This window comes from Camelimonas lactis (assembly GCF_004342915.1).
In the GTDB taxonomy this organism is placed as follows: domain Bacteria; phylum Pseudomonadota; class Alphaproteobacteria; order Rhizobiales; family Beijerinckiaceae; genus Camelimonas; species Camelimonas lactis.
The window spans coordinates 94,256-116,651 of the sequence record NZ_SLWL01000012.1; the positions used below are offsets into that span (position 1 = coordinate 94,256).

General features: G+C 66.8%; 20 protein-coding genes. 9 read left to right on the forward strand and 11 right to left on the reverse strand.

The features are described 5' to 3' along the window. Positions 1–182: 182 nt before the first annotated feature. Positions 183–1,397 (reverse strand): NADP-dependent isocitrate dehydrogenase, encoded by a 1,215-nt coding sequence (locus tag EV666_RS13550; RefSeq protein ID WP_132008964.1) that lies wholly within the window; start codon positions 1,395–1,397, stop codon positions 183–185. A 314-nt stretch (positions 1,398–1,711) separates the two neighbouring features. Between EV666_RS13550 and glk the strand changes: the two genes are divergently transcribed. The 5 genes from glk (at position 1,712) to rpsD (ending at position 7,262) form a co-directional block, all read left to right on the forward strand. After that, positions 1,712–2,725, forward strand: coding sequence for a glucokinase (gene glk / locus EV666_RS13555; RefSeq protein WP_132008967.1), 1,014 nt, complete (start codon positions 1,712–1,714; stop codon positions 2,723–2,725). A 273-nt stretch (positions 2,726–2,998) separates the two neighbouring features. Further along, positions 2,999–3,823, forward strand: a complete 825-nt coding sequence (locus EV666_RS13560) for an RNA methyltransferase (protein ID WP_132008970.1) — start codon at positions 2,999–3,001, stop codon at positions 3,821–3,823. 261 nt (positions 3,824–4,084) lie between these two features. Then, positions 4,085–5,419 (forward strand): alpha/beta fold hydrolase, encoded by a 1,335-nt coding sequence (locus tag EV666_RS13565; RefSeq protein WP_165910020.1) that lies wholly within the window; start codon positions 4,085–4,087, stop codon positions 5,417–5,419. An 88-nt stretch (positions 5,420–5,507) separates the two neighbouring features. After that, positions 5,508–6,365 (forward strand): glutamate racemase, encoded by an 858-nt coding sequence (gene murI / locus EV666_RS13570; protein WP_132008976.1) that lies wholly within the window; start codon positions 5,508–5,510, stop codon positions 6,363–6,365. Positions 6,366–6,644: 279 nt separating this feature from the next. Then, positions 6,645–7,262, forward strand: coding sequence for a 30S ribosomal protein S4 (rpsD, locus tag EV666_RS13575; RefSeq protein ID WP_132008979.1), 618 nt, complete (start codon positions 6,645–6,647; stop codon positions 7,260–7,262). A gap of 95 nt (positions 7,263–7,357) precedes the next feature. Here rpsD and EV666_RS13580 read toward each other — a convergent pair whose 3' ends face one another. The 8 genes from EV666_RS13580 to EV666_RS13615 form a co-directional block, all read right to left on the reverse strand. After that, positions 7,358–7,963 carry a hypothetical protein gene (locus tag EV666_RS13580; RefSeq protein ID WP_132008982.1) on the reverse strand — a complete coding sequence of 202 codons (606 nt, stop codon included), beginning with the start codon at positions 7,961–7,963 and terminating at the stop codon, positions 7,358–7,360. A 234-nt stretch (positions 7,964–8,197) separates the two neighbouring features. Further along, the gene (locus EV666_RS13585) at positions 8,198–8,857 is read right to left on the reverse strand and encodes a hypothetical protein (RefSeq protein WP_132008985.1); all 660 of its coding nucleotides are present in this window, start codon (positions 8,855–8,857) and stop codon (positions 8,198–8,200) included. Positions 8,858–9,111: 254 nt separating this feature from the next. Then, complete coding sequence (locus EV666_RS13590) at positions 9,112–10,110, reverse strand: bile acid:sodium symporter family protein (protein ID WP_132008988.1); 999 nt, start codon at positions 10,108–10,110, stop codon at positions 9,112–9,114. 165 nt (positions 10,111–10,275) lie between these two features. Next, the gene (locus EV666_RS13595) at positions 10,276–10,506 is read right to left on the reverse strand and encodes a hypothetical protein (protein WP_132008991.1); all 231 of its coding nucleotides are present in this window, start codon (positions 10,504–10,506) and stop codon (positions 10,276–10,278) included. A gap of 229 nt (positions 10,507–10,735) precedes the next feature. After that, entirely contained in the window at positions 10,736–11,305 is a 570-nt protein-coding gene (locus EV666_RS13600) for an RBBP9/YdeN family alpha/beta hydrolase (RefSeq protein ID WP_132008994.1), read from the reverse strand. 211 nt (positions 11,306–11,516) lie between these two features. Then, the gene (gene purB, locus EV666_RS13605) at positions 11,517–12,824 is read right to left on the reverse strand and encodes an adenylosuccinate lyase (protein ID WP_132008997.1); all 1,308 of its coding nucleotides are present in this window, start codon (positions 12,822–12,824) and stop codon (positions 11,517–11,519) included. Between the two features lie 88 nt (positions 12,825–12,912). Continuing rightward, positions 12,913–13,596: a ribulose-phosphate 3-epimerase gene (rpe, locus tag EV666_RS13610; protein ID WP_132009000.1), complete on the reverse strand. Its 684-nt coding sequence runs from the start codon at positions 13,594–13,596 to the stop codon at positions 12,913–12,915. 89 nt (positions 13,597–13,685) lie between these two features. Continuing rightward, positions 13,686–14,657 (reverse strand): hypothetical protein, encoded by a 972-nt coding sequence (locus tag EV666_RS13615; RefSeq protein WP_132009003.1) that lies wholly within the window; start codon positions 14,655–14,657, stop codon positions 13,686–13,688. A 327-nt stretch (positions 14,658–14,984) separates the two neighbouring features. Between EV666_RS13615 and EV666_RS13620 the strand changes: the two genes are divergently transcribed. Continuing rightward, the gene (locus tag EV666_RS13620; protein ID WP_132009006.1) at positions 14,985–16,289 is read left to right on the forward strand and encodes an NAD(P)/FAD-dependent oxidoreductase; all 1,305 of its coding nucleotides are present in this window, start codon (positions 14,985–14,987) and stop codon (positions 16,287–16,289) included. A gap of 31 nt (positions 16,290–16,320) precedes the next feature. Here the strand turns inward: EV666_RS13620 and EV666_RS13625 are convergent, their stop codons facing one another. Continuing rightward, a complete protein-coding gene (locus tag EV666_RS13625) occupies positions 16,321–17,310 on the reverse strand; it encodes a P1 family peptidase (RefSeq protein WP_132009009.1) in 990 nt (329 codons plus the stop codon). Between the two features lie 246 nt (positions 17,311–17,556). Here EV666_RS13625 and EV666_RS13630 point away from each other — a divergent pair, with 246 nt between their 5' ends. Continuing rightward, the gene (locus EV666_RS13630) at positions 17,557–18,252 is read left to right on the forward strand and encodes a cytochrome c biogenesis protein CcdA (RefSeq protein WP_132009012.1); all 696 of its coding nucleotides are present in this window, start codon (positions 17,557–17,559) and stop codon (positions 18,250–18,252) included. Between the two features lie 52 nt (positions 18,253–18,304). On the opposite strand, the gene pcaD is transcribed toward EV666_RS13630, so the two are convergent. Continuing rightward, on the reverse strand, positions 18,305–19,102 hold the full coding sequence (gene pcaD, locus EV666_RS13635; RefSeq protein WP_165910021.1) for a 3-oxoadipate enol-lactonase: 798 nt from the start codon (positions 19,100–19,102) through the stop codon (positions 18,305–18,307). A 623-nt stretch (positions 19,103–19,725) separates the two neighbouring features. Between pcaD and EV666_RS13640 the strand changes: the two genes are divergently transcribed. Together EV666_RS13640 and EV666_RS13645 are read left to right on the forward strand one after the other, a co-directional pair. Further along, entirely contained in the window at positions 19,726–20,907 is a 1,182-nt protein-coding gene (locus EV666_RS13640) for a GGDEF domain-containing protein (RefSeq protein ID WP_132009018.1), read from the forward strand. 270 nt (positions 20,908–21,177) lie between these two features. After that, the gene (locus EV666_RS13645) at positions 21,178–22,386 is read left to right on the forward strand and encodes a nucleotidyl cyclase domain-containing protein (RefSeq protein WP_132009021.1); all 1,209 of its coding nucleotides are present in this window, start codon (positions 21,178–21,180) and stop codon (positions 22,384–22,386) included. Positions 22,387–22,396 lie beyond the last annotated feature (10 nt).

Consider the following 22,396-nt stretch of genomic DNA (forward strand, 5'->3'; position numbering starts at 1 on the left):
GTTCTGAACCACCCGGTTCTAGCGGAAACCGTCGGTCCCGGAAAGGCGCCGGTCGCGCCCGCCAGGGCGCAGGCGCCCGTCCGCTGGCGGGCATGAAAAAACGCGGCGAGATCATCGCCGCGTTTTCAGATGCGTCAGCCAGGGACCACGCCCTGGCAAGAGGAATACCCGGAGGGGCGACCTCAGGCGGCCATCGCCTTCTTCAGGTTCTCGTCGATCTTGTCGAGGAAGCCGGTGGTGGAGAGCCACTTCTGGTCGGCGCCGACCAGCAGGGCGAGATCCTTGGTCATGTAGCCGGCCTCGACGGTGTCGACGCAGACCTTCTCAAGGGTCGACGCGAACTTCGCCAGCTCGGCGTTGTTGTCCAGCTTGGCGCGATGGGCGAGGCCGCGCGTCCAGGCGAAGATCGAGGCGATGGAGTTGGTCGAGGTCTCCTTGCCCTTCTGGTGCTCGCGGTAGTGGCGGGTGACGGTGCCGTGGGCGGCTTCCGATTCCACGACCTTGCCATCGGGGGTCATCAGCACCGAGGTCATCAGGCCGAGCGAGCCGAAGCCCTGGGCCACGATGTCGGACTGCACGTCGCCGTCGTAGTTCTTGCAGGCCCAGACGTAGCCGCCGGACCACTTCAGGGCCGAGGCGACCATGTCGTCGATCAGGCGGTGCTCATAGGTGAGGCCGAGGGCGTCGAAGCGCTCCTTGAACTCGGCGTCGAACACTTCCTGGAACAGGTCCTTGAAGCGGCCGTCGTAGGCCTTGAGGATGGTGTTCTTGGTCGACAGGTACACCGGGTACTTGCGGGCGAGGCCATAGTTGAACGAGGCGCGGGCGAAGTCGCGGATCGAATCGTCCAGGTTGTACATGGCCATGGCCACGCCCGAACCCGGCGCCTTGAACACTTCCTTCTCGATCACCTGGCCGTCTTCACCGACGAACTTGATGGTCAGCGTGCCCTTGCCGGGGAATTTGAAGTCGGTGGCGCGGTACTGGTCGCCGAAGGCGTGACGGCCGACGACGATCGGCTGGGTCCAGCCCGGCACCAGGCGCGGCACGTTCTTGCAGATGATTGGCTCGCGGAAGATCACGCCGCCCAGGATGTTGCGGATGGTGCCGTTCGGCGACTTCCACATCTCCTTCAGGCCGAATTCCTCGACGCGCGCCTCGTCGGGGGTGATGGTGGCGCACTTCACGCCCACACCGTGCTTCTTGATTGCCTCGGCGGCGTCAATGGTCACCTGGTCGTTGGTGGCGTCGCGGTGCTCAACCCCGAGGTCGAAATACAGCAGATCGATGTCGAGGTAGGGGTGGATCAGCTTGTCCTTGATCTGCTGCCAGATGATCCGGGTCATCTCGTCGCCGTCAAGCTCGACGACGGGGTTGGCTACCTTGATCTTTGCCATCGACTCTGTCCTCGCGGATTGTTCGGTCGTCACATACTGCGCAACCGGCTTCGGGCCGGCGCGCCTCCCGCCGGGCTTTCTGGGCGATTTCCCGCCGGGCTGCAATGTCTGATCGCTTCAAAAGCACGCAAATCAAAAAAACCCGTGCATTTGCAACAGCGGAAATATGGCCAGCCGCATGGCTCCGGCCGCGCCGGCGCGACGGATGCGCGCGGGGCATCGCCAGATGGGGGCAGCCGGCGTGGTTGCAATTGTGGCGCCTGATGAACCAACATCGCCCCAGCGCGTTGAACATGGCAATGGAAGGACGCCGGATGGCATCAACAGTGGTCCTGGCCGATATCGGCGGCACCAACGCCCGGTTTGCGTTGGCCGGCGGCGGCGGCGCGGGGGAAGTGGCGCGCTTCGCGGTCGCTGACTACGCAAGTTTTGACGACGCCATGGATCGCTTTCTCCAGATGCGACGGGCCGTGGCCGGCCGCCCCATCGCCGCCGCCATCGCCATCGCCGGCCCGGTGTCGCGCGGCGCCGGCAGCCTCACCAACAGCCACTGGCGCTTCAGCGAGGCCGATATCTCGGAGCGGTTCGGCATCCCGAATGTGCGTCTGCTCAATGATTTCGAAGCCCTGGCCTGGGGGCTGCCGCTGCTGCGTCCTGAACATCTCACCCGCATCGTCGGCCGGCATCCGGCCGCTGGCTATGGCGCGGTCCGGCCACCCGGCGGACCCACCCCCGGCAGCAACGGGCGGCTGGTGGCGGTGGGGCCTGGCACGGGGCTTGGCGTCGCCTGCCTCGATCCGGACGGCGGCGGCGGCATGGTCATCGCCTCCGAGGGGGGGCACGTCAACGCCCCCTCGTGGAGCGCCCGCATCGACGCCATCATCGACTGGTTGCGTTCGGACCTCGGCCATGTCTCCGTGGAGCGGATGGTGTCGGGCCAGGGGCTTGAGAACACCTACAGGGCGGTGGCGGCGCTGGAGGGCAAGCCGGCCCGCCTGCAGGATGCGGCCGCCATCACCGGCGCGGCGCTGGACCGGAGCGACCCCGTCGCCGTCGAGACGGTCGATATCTTCTGCGCCATGCTGGGGGAGATCGCCGGCAATTATGCGCTGACCTTTGGCGCTTCCGGCGGCGTCTACATCGCCGGCGGCATCGCGCCGCGCATCATCGATCTGCTGCAGGCTTCCGAATTCCGCGAGCGCTTCGTCGCCAAGGGCCGGTTCCGCACGTGGCTGGAGCCGGTGCCCACCTGGCTGGTGCTGCATCCCAACCCCACGTTTCTTGGCCTTGAGGCGGTGGCGAGCCGCGCGGTGGTGGAGAATCTCTGAGCTTTCGCCGTGGCGGCGCCGGCCCTGCATGTCCGGGTCGCGCAGAACGCGGGTTGCGCCCCGGGCGCGGTCTGTTGCACATGGCGGGACGTTTCACGACGATATGGCCACGGCCCGCACGAAAGCGGCGGCCGCTGTCTGTGTGGGCGCCTCAGGGGCAGGCGGGAAGGGCGTGACGCAACCGGCTCGGGGGCGGACGGGCTCCAGTTCCGCTGCTGGCCCTGAAAGACGCCGGTTTGCCCCGGCGAAGTTGCAGGCAAAGTTGGAAGGCCGATGGCTGGCACAGATCACACCCGCCCCCTGATCGAGGGCGGCCCCGTCATCATTCTGGTGCGGCCCCAGCTGGGGCAGAACATCGGCATGGCCGCCCGCGCCATGGCCAATTTCGGCCTTGGCCGGATGCGGCTGGTCGCCCCGCGCGACGGCTGGCCGCAGGAAGATGCTTTCGCCGCCGCCTCCGGCGCCGTGCACGTGCTGGAGAATGCGCAGCTGTTTCCCGATCTGGCGTCCGCTGTCGCTGACTGCAACCACGTCTATGCCTGCACGGCCCGCGAGCGGGGGCAGGCCAAGGATGTGATCGGCGCCGACGTGGCCGCCGCGCGCACGACGGCCGCCATGGCCGCGCAGGAAACGGTCGCCATTGTTTTTGGCCCGGAGCGTAGTGGCCTGGAAAACGACGAGGTCGGGCTCGCCGACACCATCATTACCTTTCCGGTCAATCCTGGCTTTGCCTCGCTCAACCTCGCCCAGTCGGTGTTGCTGGTCGGCTACGAATGGTTCCGCACGGCGCACATGGCCGCGCCGGCGCCCGCCTTGCCGAAATCGCCGCCGGCGCGGCGGGAATCCGTGCTGTCGTTTTTCGAGTTCCTGAAGCAGGAGCTTGATCATGTCGGCTTCTTCGCGCCGCCCGAAAAACGGCCGGTCATGACCCGCAACATGTTGAACATCTTCCACCGCCTCACCATGACCGAGCAGGACGTGCGCACCCTGCGCGGCGCCATCGCGGCGCTGGTCAATGGCCGGCGCGGCGTGCGCCCGCCAAAGGCGTTGCGCGGCGCCGCCGCCGATAGCGAAACGAATGGGGCGCCCCCGGCCTGAGCGGCTGGCGGCCCGGTCAGCGCCGGTGGCCCATGCGGGCCTGAAGCGGACGCCGGCAACCTTGAGGAAAGCCGCCGCCGCTTCCCGTGAAGCAGATGCGCCCGTGCAACGGGCCGGACATTTTCTGCGCGCCAGGTTCGCAGGAGACGCCCGGGACTCCAGTTCGCACGGGAAAATGTTACAAATCAGGGAATTGGAGCATGGCTCCAGTTCTGTTCGATCGACAATTGTCCGCACGGAAAACAGATGGATGCCGCCGCGATGACCGCAACACTGGCCGTTTTGCTCCGCAACGCCGCCGCGCCGGCGCAACTGGCTGTCCGCCGCGTCGCGCCGTTTTTCCTTTGCGCGATGGGGCTTTCCCGCCGGGCGCTGCTGGCCGCTGGCCTCGCGGCGGTGGTTGTCGCGGCCCCGCTGGCCAGCGCGCCCGTTCACGCCATGGGCGCGCCAGGCCAGCCGAAAACCGGGCCCGGCGGCTCGGATTACGCGATCGCCGCCACGGATATCGAAAAAAAGGTTTTTGGCGAAGGCAATGGCCGCGCCCTGGCTTTCTTCCCCAGGGGCGCAGCGACCAAGCCGCGCCCGGTGGTGGTGTTTCTCCACGCGCCTGGCGCCATCTCCCCATCCTGGTACGGCGCCTGGCTGGAGCATCTGGCGCGGCGCGGCAATGTGGTGATCTATCCGCTGTATGAGGAAACCATCGGCGCCGTTCCCTATGACGAGATGACCGGCGAGGCCCTGAAGGGCGTGCGCGCCGCGTTGGCCGGCATCGCCGCCATGCCGGACGTCAAGGCGGATGTCAGCAGCCTCAGCTTCCTTGGTCATTCTGGCGGCGCAGTCATCGCCGCCAACCTCGCCGCCCTGTCGGGCCGGGATGAGTTGCCGCCCGCCCGCCTGCTGTTTGGCGCCATGCCGGCGCGTGGCGGGGCCGAGAAAATTTACGCGCCGCCGCTGGCCAATCTTGCGTCAATGCCGGCAAAAACGGTCGCCATCATGCTGGTCGGCGACCGCGATTCCGTGGCTGGCGATCGCGGCGCCCGCCAGATTCTGACCGCCGCCGGCCATCTGGGCCAGGATCACCGGCTGATCGCCAAAGCCGGCTCTGACAATCACGGCCTGCCGGCGGTGTTTTACAGCCACCATGCGGCCGTCGCGCCCAATGAGGACTGGGACCTGGCCAAAATCCCGGGCGCCGCGCCAGCAGCGACGGCGCCCGCCGCTGCTGGCGGCAAGCCGGCCGCCGGCAAGGCGGCGGAAGGCGCGCCGAAGCTGACGCCCCAGGAGGCGCGCCAGCAGCGCGAGGAGCAGCGCAAGCGCCACGCCGCCCTGTGGCGCGTCGGCTATGAGGAGCGCCGGGGCCTCGCCGGTTTCGAGGGGCGCACGGTGGGCGCGGGCAATTACGCCATCTGGAAGATATTTGACCTGGCGATGGACACGGTGACGGCGGGCGGCGACGCCATGACCCTGAAGCGCGATCCACGGCTGTATGATATGGGGTTGTGGAGCGACGGCTGGCCGCTGCGGCGCCTGAGCGTCGAGACGCCGAAGCCGGTGGTTCGCAAGGACGGCCAGGAGGTTTCCCAGGGCGCCCGTTGATGGGCCTGGTGAGGCAAAGTTAACCCAGACGGTCTTAAAGTTGGGGGCGCGCGCCATTGCGCTGGCGCCAGGGTCACAGGAGACGGGCATGTCCGGGCCGGTTGTGCTGGTGTTCGACTCAGGATTGGGCGGGCTTACGGTCTATCGCGAGATCGTCCGGGCCGCGCCCGCCGCTCATTTTGTCTATGTGGCGGACGACGCGGTGTTTCCTTACGGCGCGCTGACGCCGGAAGCGCTGGTCGCCCGCGTCAATGACGTCCTGGATGCGCAGATCGCCCGCTGGCGGCCGGACATCGTCGTCATCGCCTGCCACACCGCCTCCACCCTGGTGCTGCCGCACCTGCGCGCCCGCCATGCGATGCCCTTCGTCGGCACGGTGCCGGCCATCAAGCCCGCCGCGACGGCGTCGCGTAGCCGCATGATCTCGGTGCTGGCGACGCCAGGCACGGTGGCGCGCGACTATACCCGCGATCTGGTGCGCGCCTGGGCTGGCGATTGCGCCGTGGCGCTGGTCGGCTCACGCCGTCTGGCCTCCCTGGCCGAACAGGCGATGGCGGGGGAGGCGATCGCCGACGACGATATCCGGGCCGAACTGGCGCCGTGTTTCAACGTCAGCGCCGATGGCGCGCGGCGCACCGACGCCGTGGTGCTGGCCTGCACGCATTATCCCCTGTTGCTGGAGCGTTTCCAGGCGCTGGCCCCGTGGCCTGTCGACTGGGTCGATCCGGCGCCGGCCATCGCCCGTCGCACGGTCGATCTGCTGGGCAAGTCCGGGTTTGACGTTGCGGCGACGCAGGGCGCCGAACCGGCGCAGATGGTGCTGACGGGCGGCGTCAGGCTCAATCCGGCCTTGCGGGCGGCGCTCGGGGAATTCGGCCTGCGGCAAATTCACATCGCGCCGGTCGCCAGCGCGGGCGCGCGTCTGACGCCGGCGCGGACCGGCTGACCACAGGCGGCGCCGACGCGGCCATGGCTGTGGTTTGACAGGGCCGCCATCACCCTGTATCTGGGGCGACGTCGCGCGGGTCCATCTGGGCCCGCGTGGCTTTTTAACCGGTCGCCGGGTGGGCGTGAAGTTTCGTCCCGGCGTCCTGGCGCTCCCGTGGTCCCTGCGGTTCTTCCCGCACCGGATCTGTCGGCCCCAACGGGCAGAGGAGGGCGCGTCCCTGGTTTTTGTCTTGCGCGGCTCCTGATTGCGAAGGGGCCGGCGCGAAGGGATTGCGACATGTCGAAGAGGCTTGCTTCCAAGCATAAAATTGACCGCCGTATGGGTCAGAACATCTGGGGACGTCCGAAGTCTCCGGTGAACCGCCGCGAATACGGCCCCGGCCAGCACGGCCAGCGCCGCAAGGGCAAGATTTCTGACTTCGGCACCCAGCTGCGCGCCAAGCAGAAGCTGAAGGGCTATTACGGCAACATCACCGAGAAGCAGTTCGTCAAGATCTACAAGGAAGCCATCCGTCTGAAGGGTGACTCCGCTGAAAACCTGATCGGCCTGCTCGAGCGTCGTCTGGACGCGGTGGTGTACCGCGCCAAGTTCGTCCCGACCGTGTTCGCGGCCCGTCAGTTCGTGAACCACGGCCACGTCAAGGTGAACGGCCGCCGCGTCAACATTCCGTCCTACCGCGTGCGTCCTGGCGACGTCATCGAGGTCAAGGAAGCGTCGAAGCAGCTGGAGATCGTCGTCGTGGCGTCGCAGCTCGCCGAGCGTGACGTGCCGGACTACATCGACGTCGACCACGGCAAGATGACCGCCACCTACACCCGCGTTCCGACCCTCTCCGACGTGCCGTACCCGGTGCAGATGGAGCCGAACCTGGTGGTCGAGTTCTACTCGCGCTGATCCGCTTCCGCTCCGGTTCGCCGGGGCTGGCAGCCAGAATACGAAAGCCGCCCCCTGGGGCGGCTTTTTTGCTGACGCCAGGACCTCATGTCTGGTCAAAAAGAGCGAGCAATATTGCGTATGAACCTGAGGCCTTCCGCATATCCCCTCGCATATGCGTCGTCAGCGGCGGCGCCCACGGCGGAGGCCTCAGGCGATTCAGCGTCTCTTTCAATGCGGCCTCTTTTTGCGGGGGGCGCAGCGGACGCGGGCAGGGAGGGTTCCGCGGGGAAAGATTCCTTGGCATCAAACCGGTGGAGCTTCCTTTGATCAAGGCTCCTGATTTTGGCTCTGGCTGTTTGCGGAAGGGCGTCGAGAGGAAACGTTTCGCCGGATGATATGCCTTTGAAATCTTCCGGCTTGAGCGCCTGTTCTGCATTCGGCTCGCGCGATATGATTTTCGTATCGGGCATTCGGAGAGTCAGATACCGGCGGACGAAGTCGAGGGTGGATGGACGTCCGTAGAGGCGAAGCTCGATTTCGGTGAGACGGCGGCCATCCGTCTTCTTAACGATGTTGGGGAAGTTGTTAAGGTCAATGATCCCGTAATTGATGGATGGAGCCTGCCACGTTAAGGCCGCGGGTGGGTGCGGTGCTATGGATTGCAGGATCAGCCGCATCTCCTTACTATCGCTGTCCACTAGGAAGAGGGTGTCGCGCATGTTGCTCAGGCTAAAACCAGCTGCGCCAGTTGTCCCCTTCCATGGTTACCTCCTTGCTTGCCCTGGTAAGTCTGGCAGAGGTATGCTCCTGTTCAATGCTGGCCGTGAGGGGGCTGACCTTCGAGATGTCTCGCCAGAGAGACGGGAAGCAGCAAATGGATGCGCCTGCCGGCAAATAAAACGCCAGATTTTAGAACCGGCGCGGCGATGTGGAGCAGGCTGACGGGGGGCGCTCTACATCAGCCCCGTGTCCCTTAGCCCATCCATGACTTCATCCTTGCACCTCACCCTGGAAGAGCCCGGGGCGGCGTGACGCGGCAGGGACCCGACCGGGTCGGCGGCCATTGCGGGGGCTCCCGACGTGGACGCCCTGGGATGGAGGACGTGGAAGGGTTGCACCAGGTGTTCGCCAGTCCTGTCCACCCCGGCGGGACCGCCTCGCCGGATCATGCCTGCGCTGGCGGTTGTCTGGCGCTCGGCCAGTTGCCCCAGGCGATCCGTGATATCCGGCTTCAGACTGCTGAAGGGGACAGTCTCATTTTCACGGAGATAGTCTGCCTTTCGCAGATCCAGCTTCGCGATGGCGCGGTCGGCTTTCCGGTAGGCGATGACATGCGCCCCGTTCGTCATCTCCACCATATCGAAAGCATACGTGACGCTATCCCCTCTGGGGGAGAGCAACTCCACGGCGGGCTTTTTGCTGGGGTCGGAAACAGGCGTCATGTGGCGCAGAGGCCCGTCGTTATAGATTCCGAGCATTGCCTGGAGGTTCGGAAACGAGCCCCTGTCGACGTGCACCGTCAGCACAGGCCAGCCGCCGGAGTCATGCCAGAAGGCAATGAAGGATTGGCCGGGGCCTATGAAACAATCGGTGGTGGGGTCGATCTCGGGCATTGCATTCAGATCCTGTCAAAGAGGAGCTGAATTCTGGCGCCTGCCGGCGTGTTCCAGGGGTTTCGGTGAATACGAATGACCTCTGGCGTTTTCCATTCGGGCGCCTGCTCAATGTACTATGAGAATAACCTCAGCCCATTCACTGCGAAGCGTTTGGCGCAGAATGGCGCTGCGGGCGTCTGACGCGATTTCGGGAGCGTGCGGCCGCAACGCGCGAAATCGCGGTCATGCGCCGCCAGACGGTCATGGGGCCGTCAAATCCCCTCGCCAGCCGCGCCATCGCCGGTTTCCGCCGGGGCGCTGTCGGCGTAGCGGCGGGCCATCACCGCGCAGACCATCAGCTGGATCTGGTGGAACAGCATGAGCGGCAGCACGATAATGCCGACGCTGGCGGCCGGAAACAGGACGCTGGCCATGGGCAGGCCGGAGGCGAGGGTTTTCTTTGAGCCACAGAAGACGATGGCGATCTCGTCCGCCCGGGAGAAGCCCAGCCAGCGCGCCAGCCAGATGGAAAAGGCCAGCACGACGGCGAGCAGAGCGCAGCAAATCACCGTCAGCATGATGAAGTCGCGCGGGCCAAGCAGCGACCACAGGCCATGCGACACCGCTTCGCTGAACGCCAGATACACCACCATCAGGATCGAGCCCCGGTCGACCGTCAGGGTCAGCGGCCTGTGCCTGGCGATAAAGCCGCCGACCCATGGGCGCAGCAGCTGTCCGGCGACGAACGGCAGCAGGATCTGGCAGACGATGCCGACAATCGCGCCCCACGAGACGCCGCCGTTCAGGTTCATGAACATCGCCACCAGCAGCGGCGTCAGGAACACGCCAAGAATATTGGAGGCGGAGGCGCTGCACACCGCAGCCGCCACATTGCCGCCGGCGATGGAGGTGAAGGCGATCGACGACTGCACCGTGGAGGGCAGCAGGCACAGATACAGCAGCCCCAGCGCCAGCATCGGATTGACCAGCGCGCCGAGCGACCAGTTCATGGCGAGGCCCAGCACGGGGAACAACACGTAGGTCAGCGCCAGCACGGTGAGGTGCAGCCGCCAGTGGGTCAGGCCCTCCATCACCGCTTCGCGCGACAGCTTGGCGCCGTGCAGGAAGAACAGCAGGCCGATCGCGACATTGGTCAGCAGGGTGAACCAGTGAACCGCTGCGCCTGTAACGGGCAGAAGCGATGCGAGAACCACCGTCCCGACAAGCAAAAGGGTGAAGGCGTCAGGGCGAAGCAGGGAAAGAATACGCAAGGGTTGCCCGTTCCGGTCGCATGGCAAATTGTAGGTCGTGCCCCTTGTATAGACCGTAGGCCGCGTTTTGGTAGCGCCGGGGTTGAGAATGTCTGGCGTGTTCGACGGGCGCCGTTGTGGTCGCGCCGCCCGGAACGCCGGCTGTGCGTCCCGGGCGCGCCATCATCAGCCCTGGCCGCCGAGGCAGCGGCTCATACAGGCGTTGTATTCAGCCTCGACGCACTTCCTGTAGTTGCTGCCGGTTCGCCCGTAACATTTCTCCTTGGCCTGGACCTTGCACATGACGGTGCTGCAGTGGTTTTCGGCCGTTGCGGCCTGGGCTGGCGCTGCCGTTGAACCCAGGACGCCGGCGATGAATAAGAGCGACGCCATGACAGGTTTAAATGGAATATTCATTTCGTTTCCTTGTATATTATTGATTTAATTAAGTAATAATTCCCGTTATCCGCGCATGGTGATGCGGATCTTTCAATATGCCTCGCTGTCGTTTCGGGAGTATGTATCTTCTTGTACGCGTGGGACGGCGTCATGCCCCATTCGGTAACGCGCGGCATGACGGCGCCGGCAGTCATGCCGCCACGCTATATTTCCCCCCGCGCTGCATGCTGTCTGATCGTCGGCCGCCCTATTTCAGATCGCGCAGGAAGGTGGCGAAACGCAGCGTGCCGTCCGGCCAGGGGCCATGGCCGCTGGAGGTGTTGATGTGGCCGGCCTCGCCGGCGTCGAGAAAGCGGGCGTCCCACGCCTCCGCCAGCGCCTTCGCCTCCTCCTGCGGGCAATAGGGATCGTCGCTGGCGCTGACCACCACGGTGGGAAACGGCAGCGGCTGGCGCGGAAACGGCGTGAACGCCGGATCGACGCCCGGAATGGCGCGCACCGCCCGTTCCGATGGCGGCGCCACCAGCCATGCGCCGGCGATGTGCCCCGGCGCGGCCGTGGCGGAGGCCAGTTGCTGCGCCGCGTTGGCGACCACGATGCAACCAATCGAGTGAGCCACCAGCACCTGGGGGCGCGACTTGCCTGTGGCGGCGGTGAGCAGGCGTTCTGTCCATGCCTTCAGGTGCGGCTTGTGCCAGTCATCCTGCTCGACCCGTTGCGCCGTGGACAGCTTCGCCTCCCACCGGCTCTGCCAGTGGTCCTCATCGGAGCCGGCCCAGCCGGGAATGATGAGAATGTCGCAATCGGCGGCTTTCATGGGCGGCTCCATACCAGGGCGCTTTCCGGCAAGGTGGCGGCCACGTTGCGTGAAGAAAGCGCACTCAATCAGACAGGCAGAGCAAAACTCCGGTTCAGCAACAGCGGATTCTGCTCCGGGGAGGGACTGTCTGTTGTGGCAAGCGCCGCGGCCAAAAGCAAACGCCCGCCGAAAATGGCGGGCGTGCGTCAGGCCGGCATGCTCTGTGGGCTCACGCCTCGCCGAACACCCGGCGGAAGATGGTGTCCACGTGCTTCAGGTGATAGCCGAGGTCGAACTTCTCCTCGATCTCCGCGTCGGTGAGGTATTTCTTCACCTCCGGGTCATTCTTCAGCAGCGTCAGGAAGTCGCCTTCGCCGCGCCACACCGGCATGGCGTTGCGCTGCACCAGGCGGTAGCTGTCCTCACGGCTGGCGCCCTTCTGGGTCAGGGCCAGCAGCACGCGCTGCGAATGCACCAGACCGCCGAGGCGGTCGAGGTTCTTCTGCATGTTCTCCGGGTAGACCAGCAGCTTGTCGATGACGCCGGTGAGGCGCGCCAGGGCGAAGTCCAGGGTGATGGTGGCGTCCGGGCCGATCATGCGCTCCACCGAGGAGTGCGAGATGTCGCGCTCGTGCCACAGGGCCACGTTCTCCATCGCCGGCAGGGCGAAGGCGCGCACCATGCGGGCGAGGCCGGTGAGGTTCTCGGTGAGCACCGGATTGCGCTTGTGCGGCATCGCCGACGAGCCCTTCTGGCCCTCGGAGAAGAACTCCTCGGCTTCCAGCACCTCGGAGCGCTGCAGGTGGCGCACCTCGATGGCCAGGCGCTCGATCGACGAGGCGATGACGCCGAGGGTGGCGAAGAACATGGCGTGGCGGTCGCGCGGAATCACCTGGGTCGACACCGGCTCGACGCTCAGGTTCATCTGCTCCGCGACGTATTCCTCAACCTGCGGCTCGATGTTGGCGAAGGTGCCGACGGCGCCCGAGATGGCGCAGGTGGCGATCTCCTTGCGCGCCGCGACGAGGCGCTCGCGGTTGCGCGAGAACTCGGCGTAGGCCTGGGCCATCTTCAGGCCAAAGGTCACCGGCTCGGCGTGAATGCCGTGCGAGCGGCCGATGGTGGGCGTCATCTTGAACTCGAACGCCCGGCGCCGGATGGCGGCGAGCAGGGCGTCGATGTCGGCCAGCAGGATGTCGGCGGCGCGGGCCAGCTGCACGTTCAGGCAGGTGTCCAGCACGTCCGACGAGGTCATGCCCTGGTGCACGAAGCGCGCTTCCGGGCCGACGATCTCCGCCAGATGCGTCAGGAAGGCGATGACGTCGTGTTTCGTCTCGCGCTCGATCTCGTCGATGCGGTCGATGTCGAACACGGCTTTCGCGCCTTCCGCCCACACCTTGTCGGCGGCCTCCTGCGGCACCACGCCCAGCTTTGCCAGCGCCGTGGTCGCGTGCGCCTCGATCTCGAACCAGATGCGGAAGCGGGTCTCCGGCGTCCAGATGGACACCATTTCAGGGCGACTGTAGCGCGGGATCATGGGCGTGGCTCTTGCAATGTGACGTTGCGGACTGGCGCCGGCTGGAAGCCCGGGACCTGGAGCCCCGGAGACGCCGCGAATGGAAAACTCAGACGATGTCGCCGCGGGCGATTTCGGCCGAGCGGCGGATGGCGGCGATGTTGCCGGCGTAATGGGCCGGGCCGCCCCTGAAGGCGGCGGAGCCGGCCACCAGGGCGTTGGCGCCGGCGGCCGCGAGGGGCGCGGCGGTCTCCGGATTGACGCCGCCGTCAACCTCGATGTGGATCGGCCGGTCGCCGATCAGCGCCTTCGTCTGCGCCACTTTGGTCACCGCCTGGGGAATGAACGCCTGGCCGCCGAAGCCCGGGTTCACCGACATGATCATCACCATGTCGATCAGGTCGAGCACGTTCTCGATGCTGGAAACCGGCGTCGCCGGGTTCAGCACCACGCCGGCCTGCTTGCCCAGCGCGTTGATGGCCTGCAGCGAGCGGTGCAGGTGGGGGCCAGCCTCCACATGCACGCTGATGCGGTCGGCGCCGGCTTTGGCGAAGGCTTCCAGATAAGGATCGACCGGGGCGATCATCAAATGCACGTCGAACAGCTTGCTGCTGTACGGCCGCAGCGCCTTCATCACGTCCGGGCCAAAGGAGATGTTCGGCACGAAATGGCCGTCCATGACGTCGACGTGGATCCAGTCGGCACCGGCCTCGTCAATGGCGCGGACTTCCTCACCGAACCGGGCGAAATCGGCGGAGAGGATGGACGGGGCGATGATGACCGGAGCTCGCATGGGGCGCGCGCCTTCCTGAGATTAAAAAAATATGAAGCTGCCGCCGGGCTCTACCACTCCAGGGCCGCGCGGACAACGTTTGAAGACGGTTAGCCTCCGCCCGTGGCCGGTCCAGCCTGCAACCGGCGCGCCAGAGGCGACAGCAGTTGCGGCGTGATGAAAATGGGAATCTGCGCCAGCGAGAAGAACAGATAGGCTTTCTGGGGAACCGCCGCCCCCATGGCGGCGATCAGCAGGCCCATGTTGCGCTGGCCGGAGCCATAGGCCACCAGAAACCGGTCGGTGGGCGTGAAATTGCGTAGGGCGGCCAGGGTCAGGCCAAAGCCAACGGCGGTGATGACGCAGGCCAACGCCAGATAGCCGGCCACGGTCCACGGCTGGGCCAGGGCCATATGGGTGACGCCGTCCATGGCGGCGGCGGCGAAAATGGCGAACAGGATGACGATGGCCCCATCGAGCTGCTGGCGCGCGCCGGCGACGCGTTCGGAGCCGCAGATGAGCCGCAGCGCCACGCCGGCGACCATGCCTCCGCCGATCAGCAGGGCGAGGCGCAGCGCCAGGGCGCGGGCGTCCATCGGAATGTGCGCGCCGGCCAGCGCTTCCGTGGCGAAGGGCGCGAACACCGGCGCCAGCGCCGTGGTCAGCACCACGGCGGCAATGATCAGTGACGGCTCGAAGCGGAACAGCATGGCGATGGCCGGAGCCGAGATCACCGGCGGCGCCGCCGCCATGATGGCGAGGCCGAGGATGAGGCCCGGATCGACGGGCGCGGCCCGCATGGCGAGGATCACCGCGAACGTCACCACAAGGGGAACGACAATCAGCCACAGGCACGCGTAGGCCAGTTGCGCCGGACGCCGGGCCATGGCGGCGATCGGCCGGAAATCGGTGCGCGCGAACATGATGGCGAGAAAGACGAACTGCACGGGCGCCAGCAGTGGGCGAAACAGTTGCGCCAGTTGCGGAAAGGCAAGGCCGAAAATCACCGCGACAACGAAGCCCGGGGCGCCAAAGCGGCCGATCAGGGCAAGGAGGCTGTTGATGGCCAGCAACAGTTTCATGAAGGGTGAGGCTCCCGTCCGCGCGGGTTTGCCGCCGGCGCAGATATGAACGCGCGGCGCGGCGTCCGTCAGCCGGCCGGCGCGGCGCCCGGTGTTTCCCGCTGCATGCGGTCTAGAATCTTCGGGGCTTCGCCGCCAGCCGCATTATGCATGGCGGCATTCTCTCGCTGGCAGGGTATGCTTCCCCGATGGAGCAGCCAGGCAGGACCGTGCGCGCGTTTTGCGGCGGAGCAGACATCGCGCTCCGCTGGGAAACCCCAATGTATATGCGCGAAACAGGCTTCTGTTTCTGGTTGAGTGAATTTTGCCTGAACACGGGAACGGCCGATGACGATCGACACAGGGGGGCTGGCGACAGGTGGGGCGGTGGGAGCCGGGGGTGAGCAGGGCGAGGCCGACGTGCTGGTGCTCGGCGCCGGCATTATTGGCGTCTGCGTCGCCGCCAGCCTCGCCATGCGCGGCAAGTCCGTCGTCATTATCGACCGGCGCGCGCCGGGCGAGGAAACCTCCTACGGCAATGCCGGCCTGATCCAGCGTGAGGGCGTTTACCCTTATGGCTTCCCACATGATTTTGGCGCGCTGCTGCGCTACGGCATGAACCGGACCATCGACGCCCATTATCACCTGTCAGCCCTGCTGACCATCGCGCCTTTCCTTTACCGCTACTGGCGGCATTCACAGGTGAAGTCCCACGACGCCATCGCCCGTCAGTACGTCACGCTGATCGCCCATTGCGTCGAGGAGCACCTCGCCATGGCGGACGCCGCCGGCTCCCGCGACCTGCTGCGCGGCAACGGCTGGATCAAGGCTTTCCGCAGCGAGCGGGCGCGCGACCAGCAGTTCGCCGAGGCCGAACGCTGGCGCGGCGAATTCGGCGTCAACTACCGCACGCTGACGCCGGAGGCCCTGGCCGAAGCCGAACCGTTTCTGGTTCCGGGCCTCGCCGGCGCCCTGCACTGGACTGACCCCTGGACCGTGACCGACCCCCACGCCCTGGTGCTCGCCTACATGCGCCTGGCCGAGCGGCATGGCGCCCGTTTCGTTCAGGCCAACGCCGGCTCGCTCGCCCCCCACGGCGCCGGCTGGCGGGTGCAGGCCCCGGGCGGTCCGGTCACCGCCCGCGACGCGGTGGTGGCGCTGGGACCGTGGGCGGAGGTGCTGACCCGCGCGCTCGGCTACAATCTGCCGCTGGCCGTGAAGCGCGGTTATCACATGCACTATCGCCCGGCGGGGGAGGCCCGGCTCAACCATCCGGTGCTCGATGTGGAGCGCGGCTATTTTCTCGCGCCCATGCGTCAGGGGATACGTCTGACCACCGGCGCGGAGTTCGCCTTGCGCGACGCGCCGCGCACGCCGGTGCAGCTTGGAAGGGCCGAGCCGATCGCCCGCGATTTCTTCCCGCTGGGCGAGCGGCTGGAGCCGCAATCATGGATGGGCGCCCGGCCGTGCACGCCGGACATGCTGCCGATCATCGGCCCGGCGCCGCGCCACCATCACCTCTGGTTCGCCTTCGGCCACGCCCACCATGGCCTGACCCTCGGCCCGGTGACCGGTCGCCTCGTCGCCGACATGGTCACCGGCGAGCCCCCGTTCGTCGATCCGGCCCCGTTCCGGGCGACGCGGTTCAGTTAAGGCTTCGTCCGGCGAAAGACGCGGCGTCCGTTTATCCGCCGAAACGGTCGCGCCACGCTGGCAGGGCGCCCGGGAAGGGCAGGGCGGTCGCCGCGTGGACGCCGCGCGCCACCGCCCGCGCCATCACGTCGGCGGCGTATATGCACAGCTCCGTCAGCTCCATCACCGGATCGCCGAGGGTGCGCTGGCCGGTGGATGCGCCGAACACGATGTCGCCGTCGAGCGGCGTATGCGCCGGGCGGATGGCGCGGGCGAAGCCGTCATGCGCCGACAGGGCCATGCGCCTTGCCTGCGCCTTGGACAGCACGGCGTCGGTGGCGATGACGGCGATGGTGGTGTTGGCGACTACGCCCTTCAGCGGCGTTTTCAGGTTGGCGGCCGACACCTGCGCCGGCCAGCCGAGGCCGCCATACTCGCCGTCACGCTCGAACGGCGCCGCCCAGAAATGCGGGCCGTCGTTGACCAGCACCGAGCCGATGGCGTTGACGACGACGATCGCCCCCACCGTATGGCCGCTCGCGGTAACGGCGCTGGCCGAGCCGAGGCCGCCCTTGAGATTTGCGGTGGTGGCGCCGAGGCCGCCGCCATGGCTGCCGAGGGCGAAATCCACGCCCGCCGACGCCACCGCCTGGCGGCCAAGGTCGCGATATGGCGGCGCGTCGCCCCAGTTCTTGTCGCCGCCGTTCATCATGTCGAAGCAGATGGCCTGGGGCACGATGGGAATGCGGGCGTCGCCCACGGCGAAACCGCGCCCGCGCGCCGCCAGCTCGATCATTGCCCCATCCGCCGCCGCGAGGCCGAAAGCCGAGCCGCCGCCCAGCAGAATGGCGTCCACCTGCTGCACCGTCATTTCCGGCGACAGCAGGTCAGTCTCGCGTCCGCCCGGCCCGCCGCCGAGCACGGCGACCGAAGCCGTCGCTGGCGTGTCGAAAACCACGGCGGTGACGCCGGTGGCCACGCGCGCGTCGGAAGCATTGCCGACCGTCAGCCCCGCCACGTCGGTGATCAGATTGCGACTCATGACGCCCTTTCCCCGTTGCGCTTCACCACGCCAGAACGTGATCCGTCTTCGCGGACAGCATAATCCAGCCCGCACGCGCGCCATGACAACAGCAACCTGCGGCGGGTCCGCCATATATCCGGCCCTGTGGATGGTCTGACAGCGCGCCATGCTGATTTGACAGGCGGCGTCGTCATTCTCGCATATAAACAGCCAACGGCGCAGCGACCGCACGGGTTTGCCACAGCGAGCGCAGAAGGGGCATTCATGGGCCTGACGGATATATTCAGGGCAATCGCTGGCGGCTTCAGCGGCTTTCTGCAGCCGGGCGTGGCGCTGATGCTGGCGCCGTTGCTGGCCTATCTCGTCGCCGAGGCCCACGACGCGCCGCCGCCGTGGCGCCCCCGCCGCGCCGGCGGCCGCGCGCTGATGCTGTGCGTGGCCTTCGCCTTCGGTTTCGCCGTCGCCCTGGCCGTTCTGGTCGCAGCTTTGGCTGGCGGCTCGCCGCTGCTGCGGCATCTGGGCGTGCTGCGTCAGGTGGGCGCGCTGGCCATCGTGCTCACCGGCCTGTCGCTGCTGGCGTCGTTCTGTCGGCCCGGTCCCGCCTGGGCCAACCTGCCGCGCCCTGGCGGCTTGTGGGGGGGCTGGCTGCTTGGCGTTGCCTGTGGGCTGAACTGGACGCCGGTCATTGGCCCGGCGTTGGCGAAGGTGCTGGTTGGCCAGTCCCGGCAGGGAGGCGCCGCGTCACTGGCCGCCTATGTGCTGGCGCAGGCCCTGCCGTTCCTGCTCGCCGCCGCCGTGCTGTGGGCGCTAACGGCCATCCTGGCGCGCCGCGACGCCCGCGGCGTCGCTGGCGGCGTCATCGCCTCCGCCATTCTGGTGTTATGCGGCTTGCTGATGCTCACCGGCGCCTGGCGCGCCGGCGTGCTGGCGCTGGCCTCGGGCGCGTCCGCGCTGGGCTAATGCGCCGCCAGCTCCCCGCCATGACCCTCCGCGCCGCCACCTGCGCGGCGCGTCAGCCGCGCAGAAAATCGCTGACCGCCCGGGTGAACGCCGCCGCCTGCTCCACATTGGACAGGTGCGCCGCCTCCAGGGTGAGCAGGCGTGCGTCGGCCAGTTGCCCGGCGATGAAGCGCGCCTCCTCCGGCGTCGTGCCGGCGTCCTGCGATCCGGCGATCACCAGCGTGGGCGGCGCGGCGCCCCTGATTGCCTCCCGCAGGTCCATGCCGGCCAACGCCATGGCGCAGGCGGCGTAACCCTCCGGCGTCGTGCGCAACACCAGTTCACGCACGCCGGCGACCGTCGCCGGATGCGCCGCCGCAAAGCCTGGGGTGAACCAGCGCGCCATGACGCCGTCGATCAGTCCGGCCATGCCAGCGGTTTTCAGGAGGGCAAGGCGCTCGTCCCATGCGGTGGCTGGCCCCGTCGCCGCGGCCGTATTGGCGAGAACCACCCGGCGCAGCCGCTGCGGCGCATGCGCCAGCAACCATTGTCCGGCCATGCCGCCCATTGACAGGCCGCACCAGTGCGCCTGTGTCAGCCCCAGCGCGTCCATGATGGCGAGCGCGTCCCGCCCCAGCGCGCCGACGCCGTCCCGCGCCGCATCTGCGGCGGCCTGCGGCGGAACAGGTGAGGCGCCATGGCCGCGCGCGTCATAGCGGATCACACGAAAATGCTTCGCGAGTTCCGCTGCCTGCGGCTCCCAGACTGTCAGCGCCGCACCCAGCGGATGCGCCATCACCAGCGGCGGCGCATCGTCAGCGCCGTCAATGGCGACGTGAAACGGCTGGCGGGAGGTCTGGAGCATCGGCATCGTGGTCTCCTGGGCGCAAGGGGCGGGGCGGCCCGAAAAATGAGGATTGCGCAAACCGGCCGCTTTCCCAAAACATGCGGAGCCGCGGTCACCGGGCGAGGGCCGCTCCAGCATGCGCTGGCGTGATGCACGGTGTCCAGGGGCAGGAGTTGGCTCCTGCAATTTGCGCGCGGATGCGATCGTGCGCGTGGCTGTGGGCTGCGCAGGGCGCAGGTTATCCCCCGCAGGGGCGCCCCAAAGGCAGGGCAAGAACTGGCGACCTGAACTGTCCGTCTTGAACGGCGCGACGACCCCGACGCGCGGGGCAGTGATTAAAGGTTTGATATCAATTGATTTACTGTGGCTATGCGCTGCGTCCGGCCGGGACGTCGCCGCTGGAGCAGGCGGCTTCCCATGCCGCCGACGCACGGCGTATGCGCAAAATTTATGCTGCAATGCGACGAATTTCCGTTGATATTTGGAATAAGCACAAGCTTTTGTCCGTTGAACTTGTCAATTGTTCTTGGCTGGGCGCGCTTCTGGCCCGACGGGACGGCCGGCCGCGCTGGCCGGCGGTCTGGCGCCAGCGGTGAGGCCATGTCCTGAAGACAGGGGTTCCGGCGTTTATCGGAGTGGGACGCGCGATGTTGGATATGCCCACGATGATCGTGGCGACATGCTGCGTGGCTGTCGTACAGGGGTTGTTGCTGCTGTTTTTCTGGTTTCGCGACAACCGTCCCCCGGCCCTGGCGTTGACCAGCGTTGCATTCGTCTGCTTTGGCGTCGGCTTCGCGCTGATTGGCGGTCGCCAGTTTCTGGCGGCCGGCGTTGGCGGCGGCGTTGGCGTCGCCTTCATGTTCCTCTCCGGCGCCCTGTTCGTCAGCGCCGCCCGGCGGCTGCGCCGCAAGCGAACACCGGCGCTGTTTGTTATCGCCGCGCCGCTGGTCTGGCTGTCCGCCTTCATGTTCTGGCCGGCGCTGGATAGCGCCACCGCGCGCTCCACCTTCTTTTCAACCTTCATGGCGGCGTGCTTCTTCATGTGCGCGGTGGAATGCTGGCGCGGCCGCGGCGCGGGTGGGCAGATTTCATTCGGGCCACTCGTGGCCGTGGCGCTCACATTCTCGGGGTTGTTCACCCTGCGCGCATTCTTCAATGAAGGGCTGCCGTTTCCCCTCGGCGCCCTGCCGCCTGACGGCAACATCTGGTTCAACCTGATTTCACTCGGCGTATTCGTCCTGCTGTCGATGGGGGCGTTTCTGGTGGTGGGCCTGACGCACGACCGGCTTGAAGCGGAGCGGTCGCAACAGGCGATCGTCGATCCGGTCACGGGGGCGTTGCGGCGGGCCGCGTTTGTGCTTCAGGGCGCGCGCATCATCGCGCGTCATCACGAGGACGGGCGGTCCGCCTGCCTGGCGCTTGTCGCCCTGGCCGCGCCTTCCGGCGAGGTTGCCGACGGCGCCCTGCGGACTTTCGCGCGCGCCGCGGCGGACCTGTTGAAGCCGACGGACCTGATGGCGCGGATGGGCCCCAATGAGTTCGCCTGCCTTTTGAGCGACGCGGTGATCGGCGATGCGGATGACCTGGTCGCAACACTGCTGGAACGCTTTGAGCGCGCCGCCGCGGATGCGGATGTCCCGACGCTGGCGCGCGCCGGCATCGCCAGTTCAACCCAGGTTGGAAACGATTTCAGGGGCCTGATCCAGACCGCCGATCACGCCCTGAAAAACACCAGGTTCTCGGGCGTCAGGGTCCTCGCCTGGCACCCGGCCCTGGAGCGCGGCGGCGCTGGCCGCGCCGATGTCGCCGCGGCGTCCGGGTGGCAATAAAGACACGTAGCGAAACTGTGTATGTTACGGTTATTTGACAGGATTGACGTCGGCCATAATTTCAAAGATATAGCCTGAATGGCCTAGCGGCGCCAGCCATACACCCTGGCAGGCCAGTCAACCGTGCTTTCTTTCTCCCACCTCCGTGTTACCGGTATATTACGGACGGACGTTGTCGGGAAGCGAAGGCGTTCCGTCGTGGATTGGCAAGGCCGTTCGCTGGATGTGTGACGATGGCGATGCCGCCAGGTTTTCCGGGCTGGTGCAGGGATGCAGATTAACGTTGAGATGCTCCTCCTCTCCGGAGGACTGGTCAGCGCGGCGCAGGGCGCTGTTCTGTTATATTTCTGGCGTCGAAGCCGTTCGGCGCTCTATCTTGCGTGGTGGGCGGCGTCGTTCCTCGTGGGCGGCGTGCTGCGCATTCTCGTCGAGTTGCTTCCCTATTCCTTCGACGAGCGCAATTTCCTCGGCATCCTGGTGATCATGCTCGCCTATGGCATGGCGTGGCAGGGCGTGCGCACGTTTGGCGGGCGACCGGTCGTGCTGCCGATGGTGTTTCTGCCGCCAGCATGCTGGATTGTCATCGGCTTCTCGGGTCTGTTCGAGAATGGCTCGATCGCGCAGATGCGCGCCGTCAGCTTCCTCTACGCCTTCACCTGGGCGGTGTCGGCGTTTGAGTTCGTGCGGGCCCAGGGCGTCTCCCTGGCCGCCCGCATGCCGATGATTCTGTTGTGCGCCGGCACGGCGGGGCTGTACGTGCTGCGTATCTTCCTGATCCCCTCGTTCCCGTATCCGATTGGCGCGGGTCCGGCCGAGTCCTGGGCCTATTCGGTGCTGTTCTTCGTCTCGATCATCACGACGATCCCGTTTGGCACCTTCGCCCTCGCGCTTTCGCGGGAGCATGCCCACGCGACGGCGAAGAACTGGGATGAGGAGCCGCACCACCACCATATCCGTCTGCGCAGCACCTTCTTCGCCAATGTGCGGCTGATGCTGCGGCAGTACCGCATGCGCAACGAGCCGGTTTCCATGGCTTTCGTGCACCTGGATACGGGCGTTGAGCGTCATCCGCAGGCGGTCGAGAATTTCGAGCGGATCCTGCGCCGGTTCGAGATGAGCGTGAAGGCCAGCGACATGTTCAGCGTGGTCGGGCGCGGAGAGTTCGCCGCCGTGCTGGGGCGCTCCACCGCGGCCGACGCCCAGGCGCATTACGTCAATGTGCTTGCCGGGCTTGAGAAGCTTTGCCGTCGGCAGGGCTGGACATTGCGGGTTGGCGTCGCTTCCAGCGACACGGTCGGTTATGACGTCAACGCGCTGATCGAAGCGTCTTACATGGCTCTGTCCCAGGCGCGGCGTGACAGTCATTCTGGCGTCGTGGCCTTTACGTCGTCCATGCGCAAGCCGGTCACGCCAGTGATGTCGAACGTGACCACGCTGGTCCCCCAGCCCGGCGCGATCCAGAAGCACACCATCGCCTGACGCGCCGTCG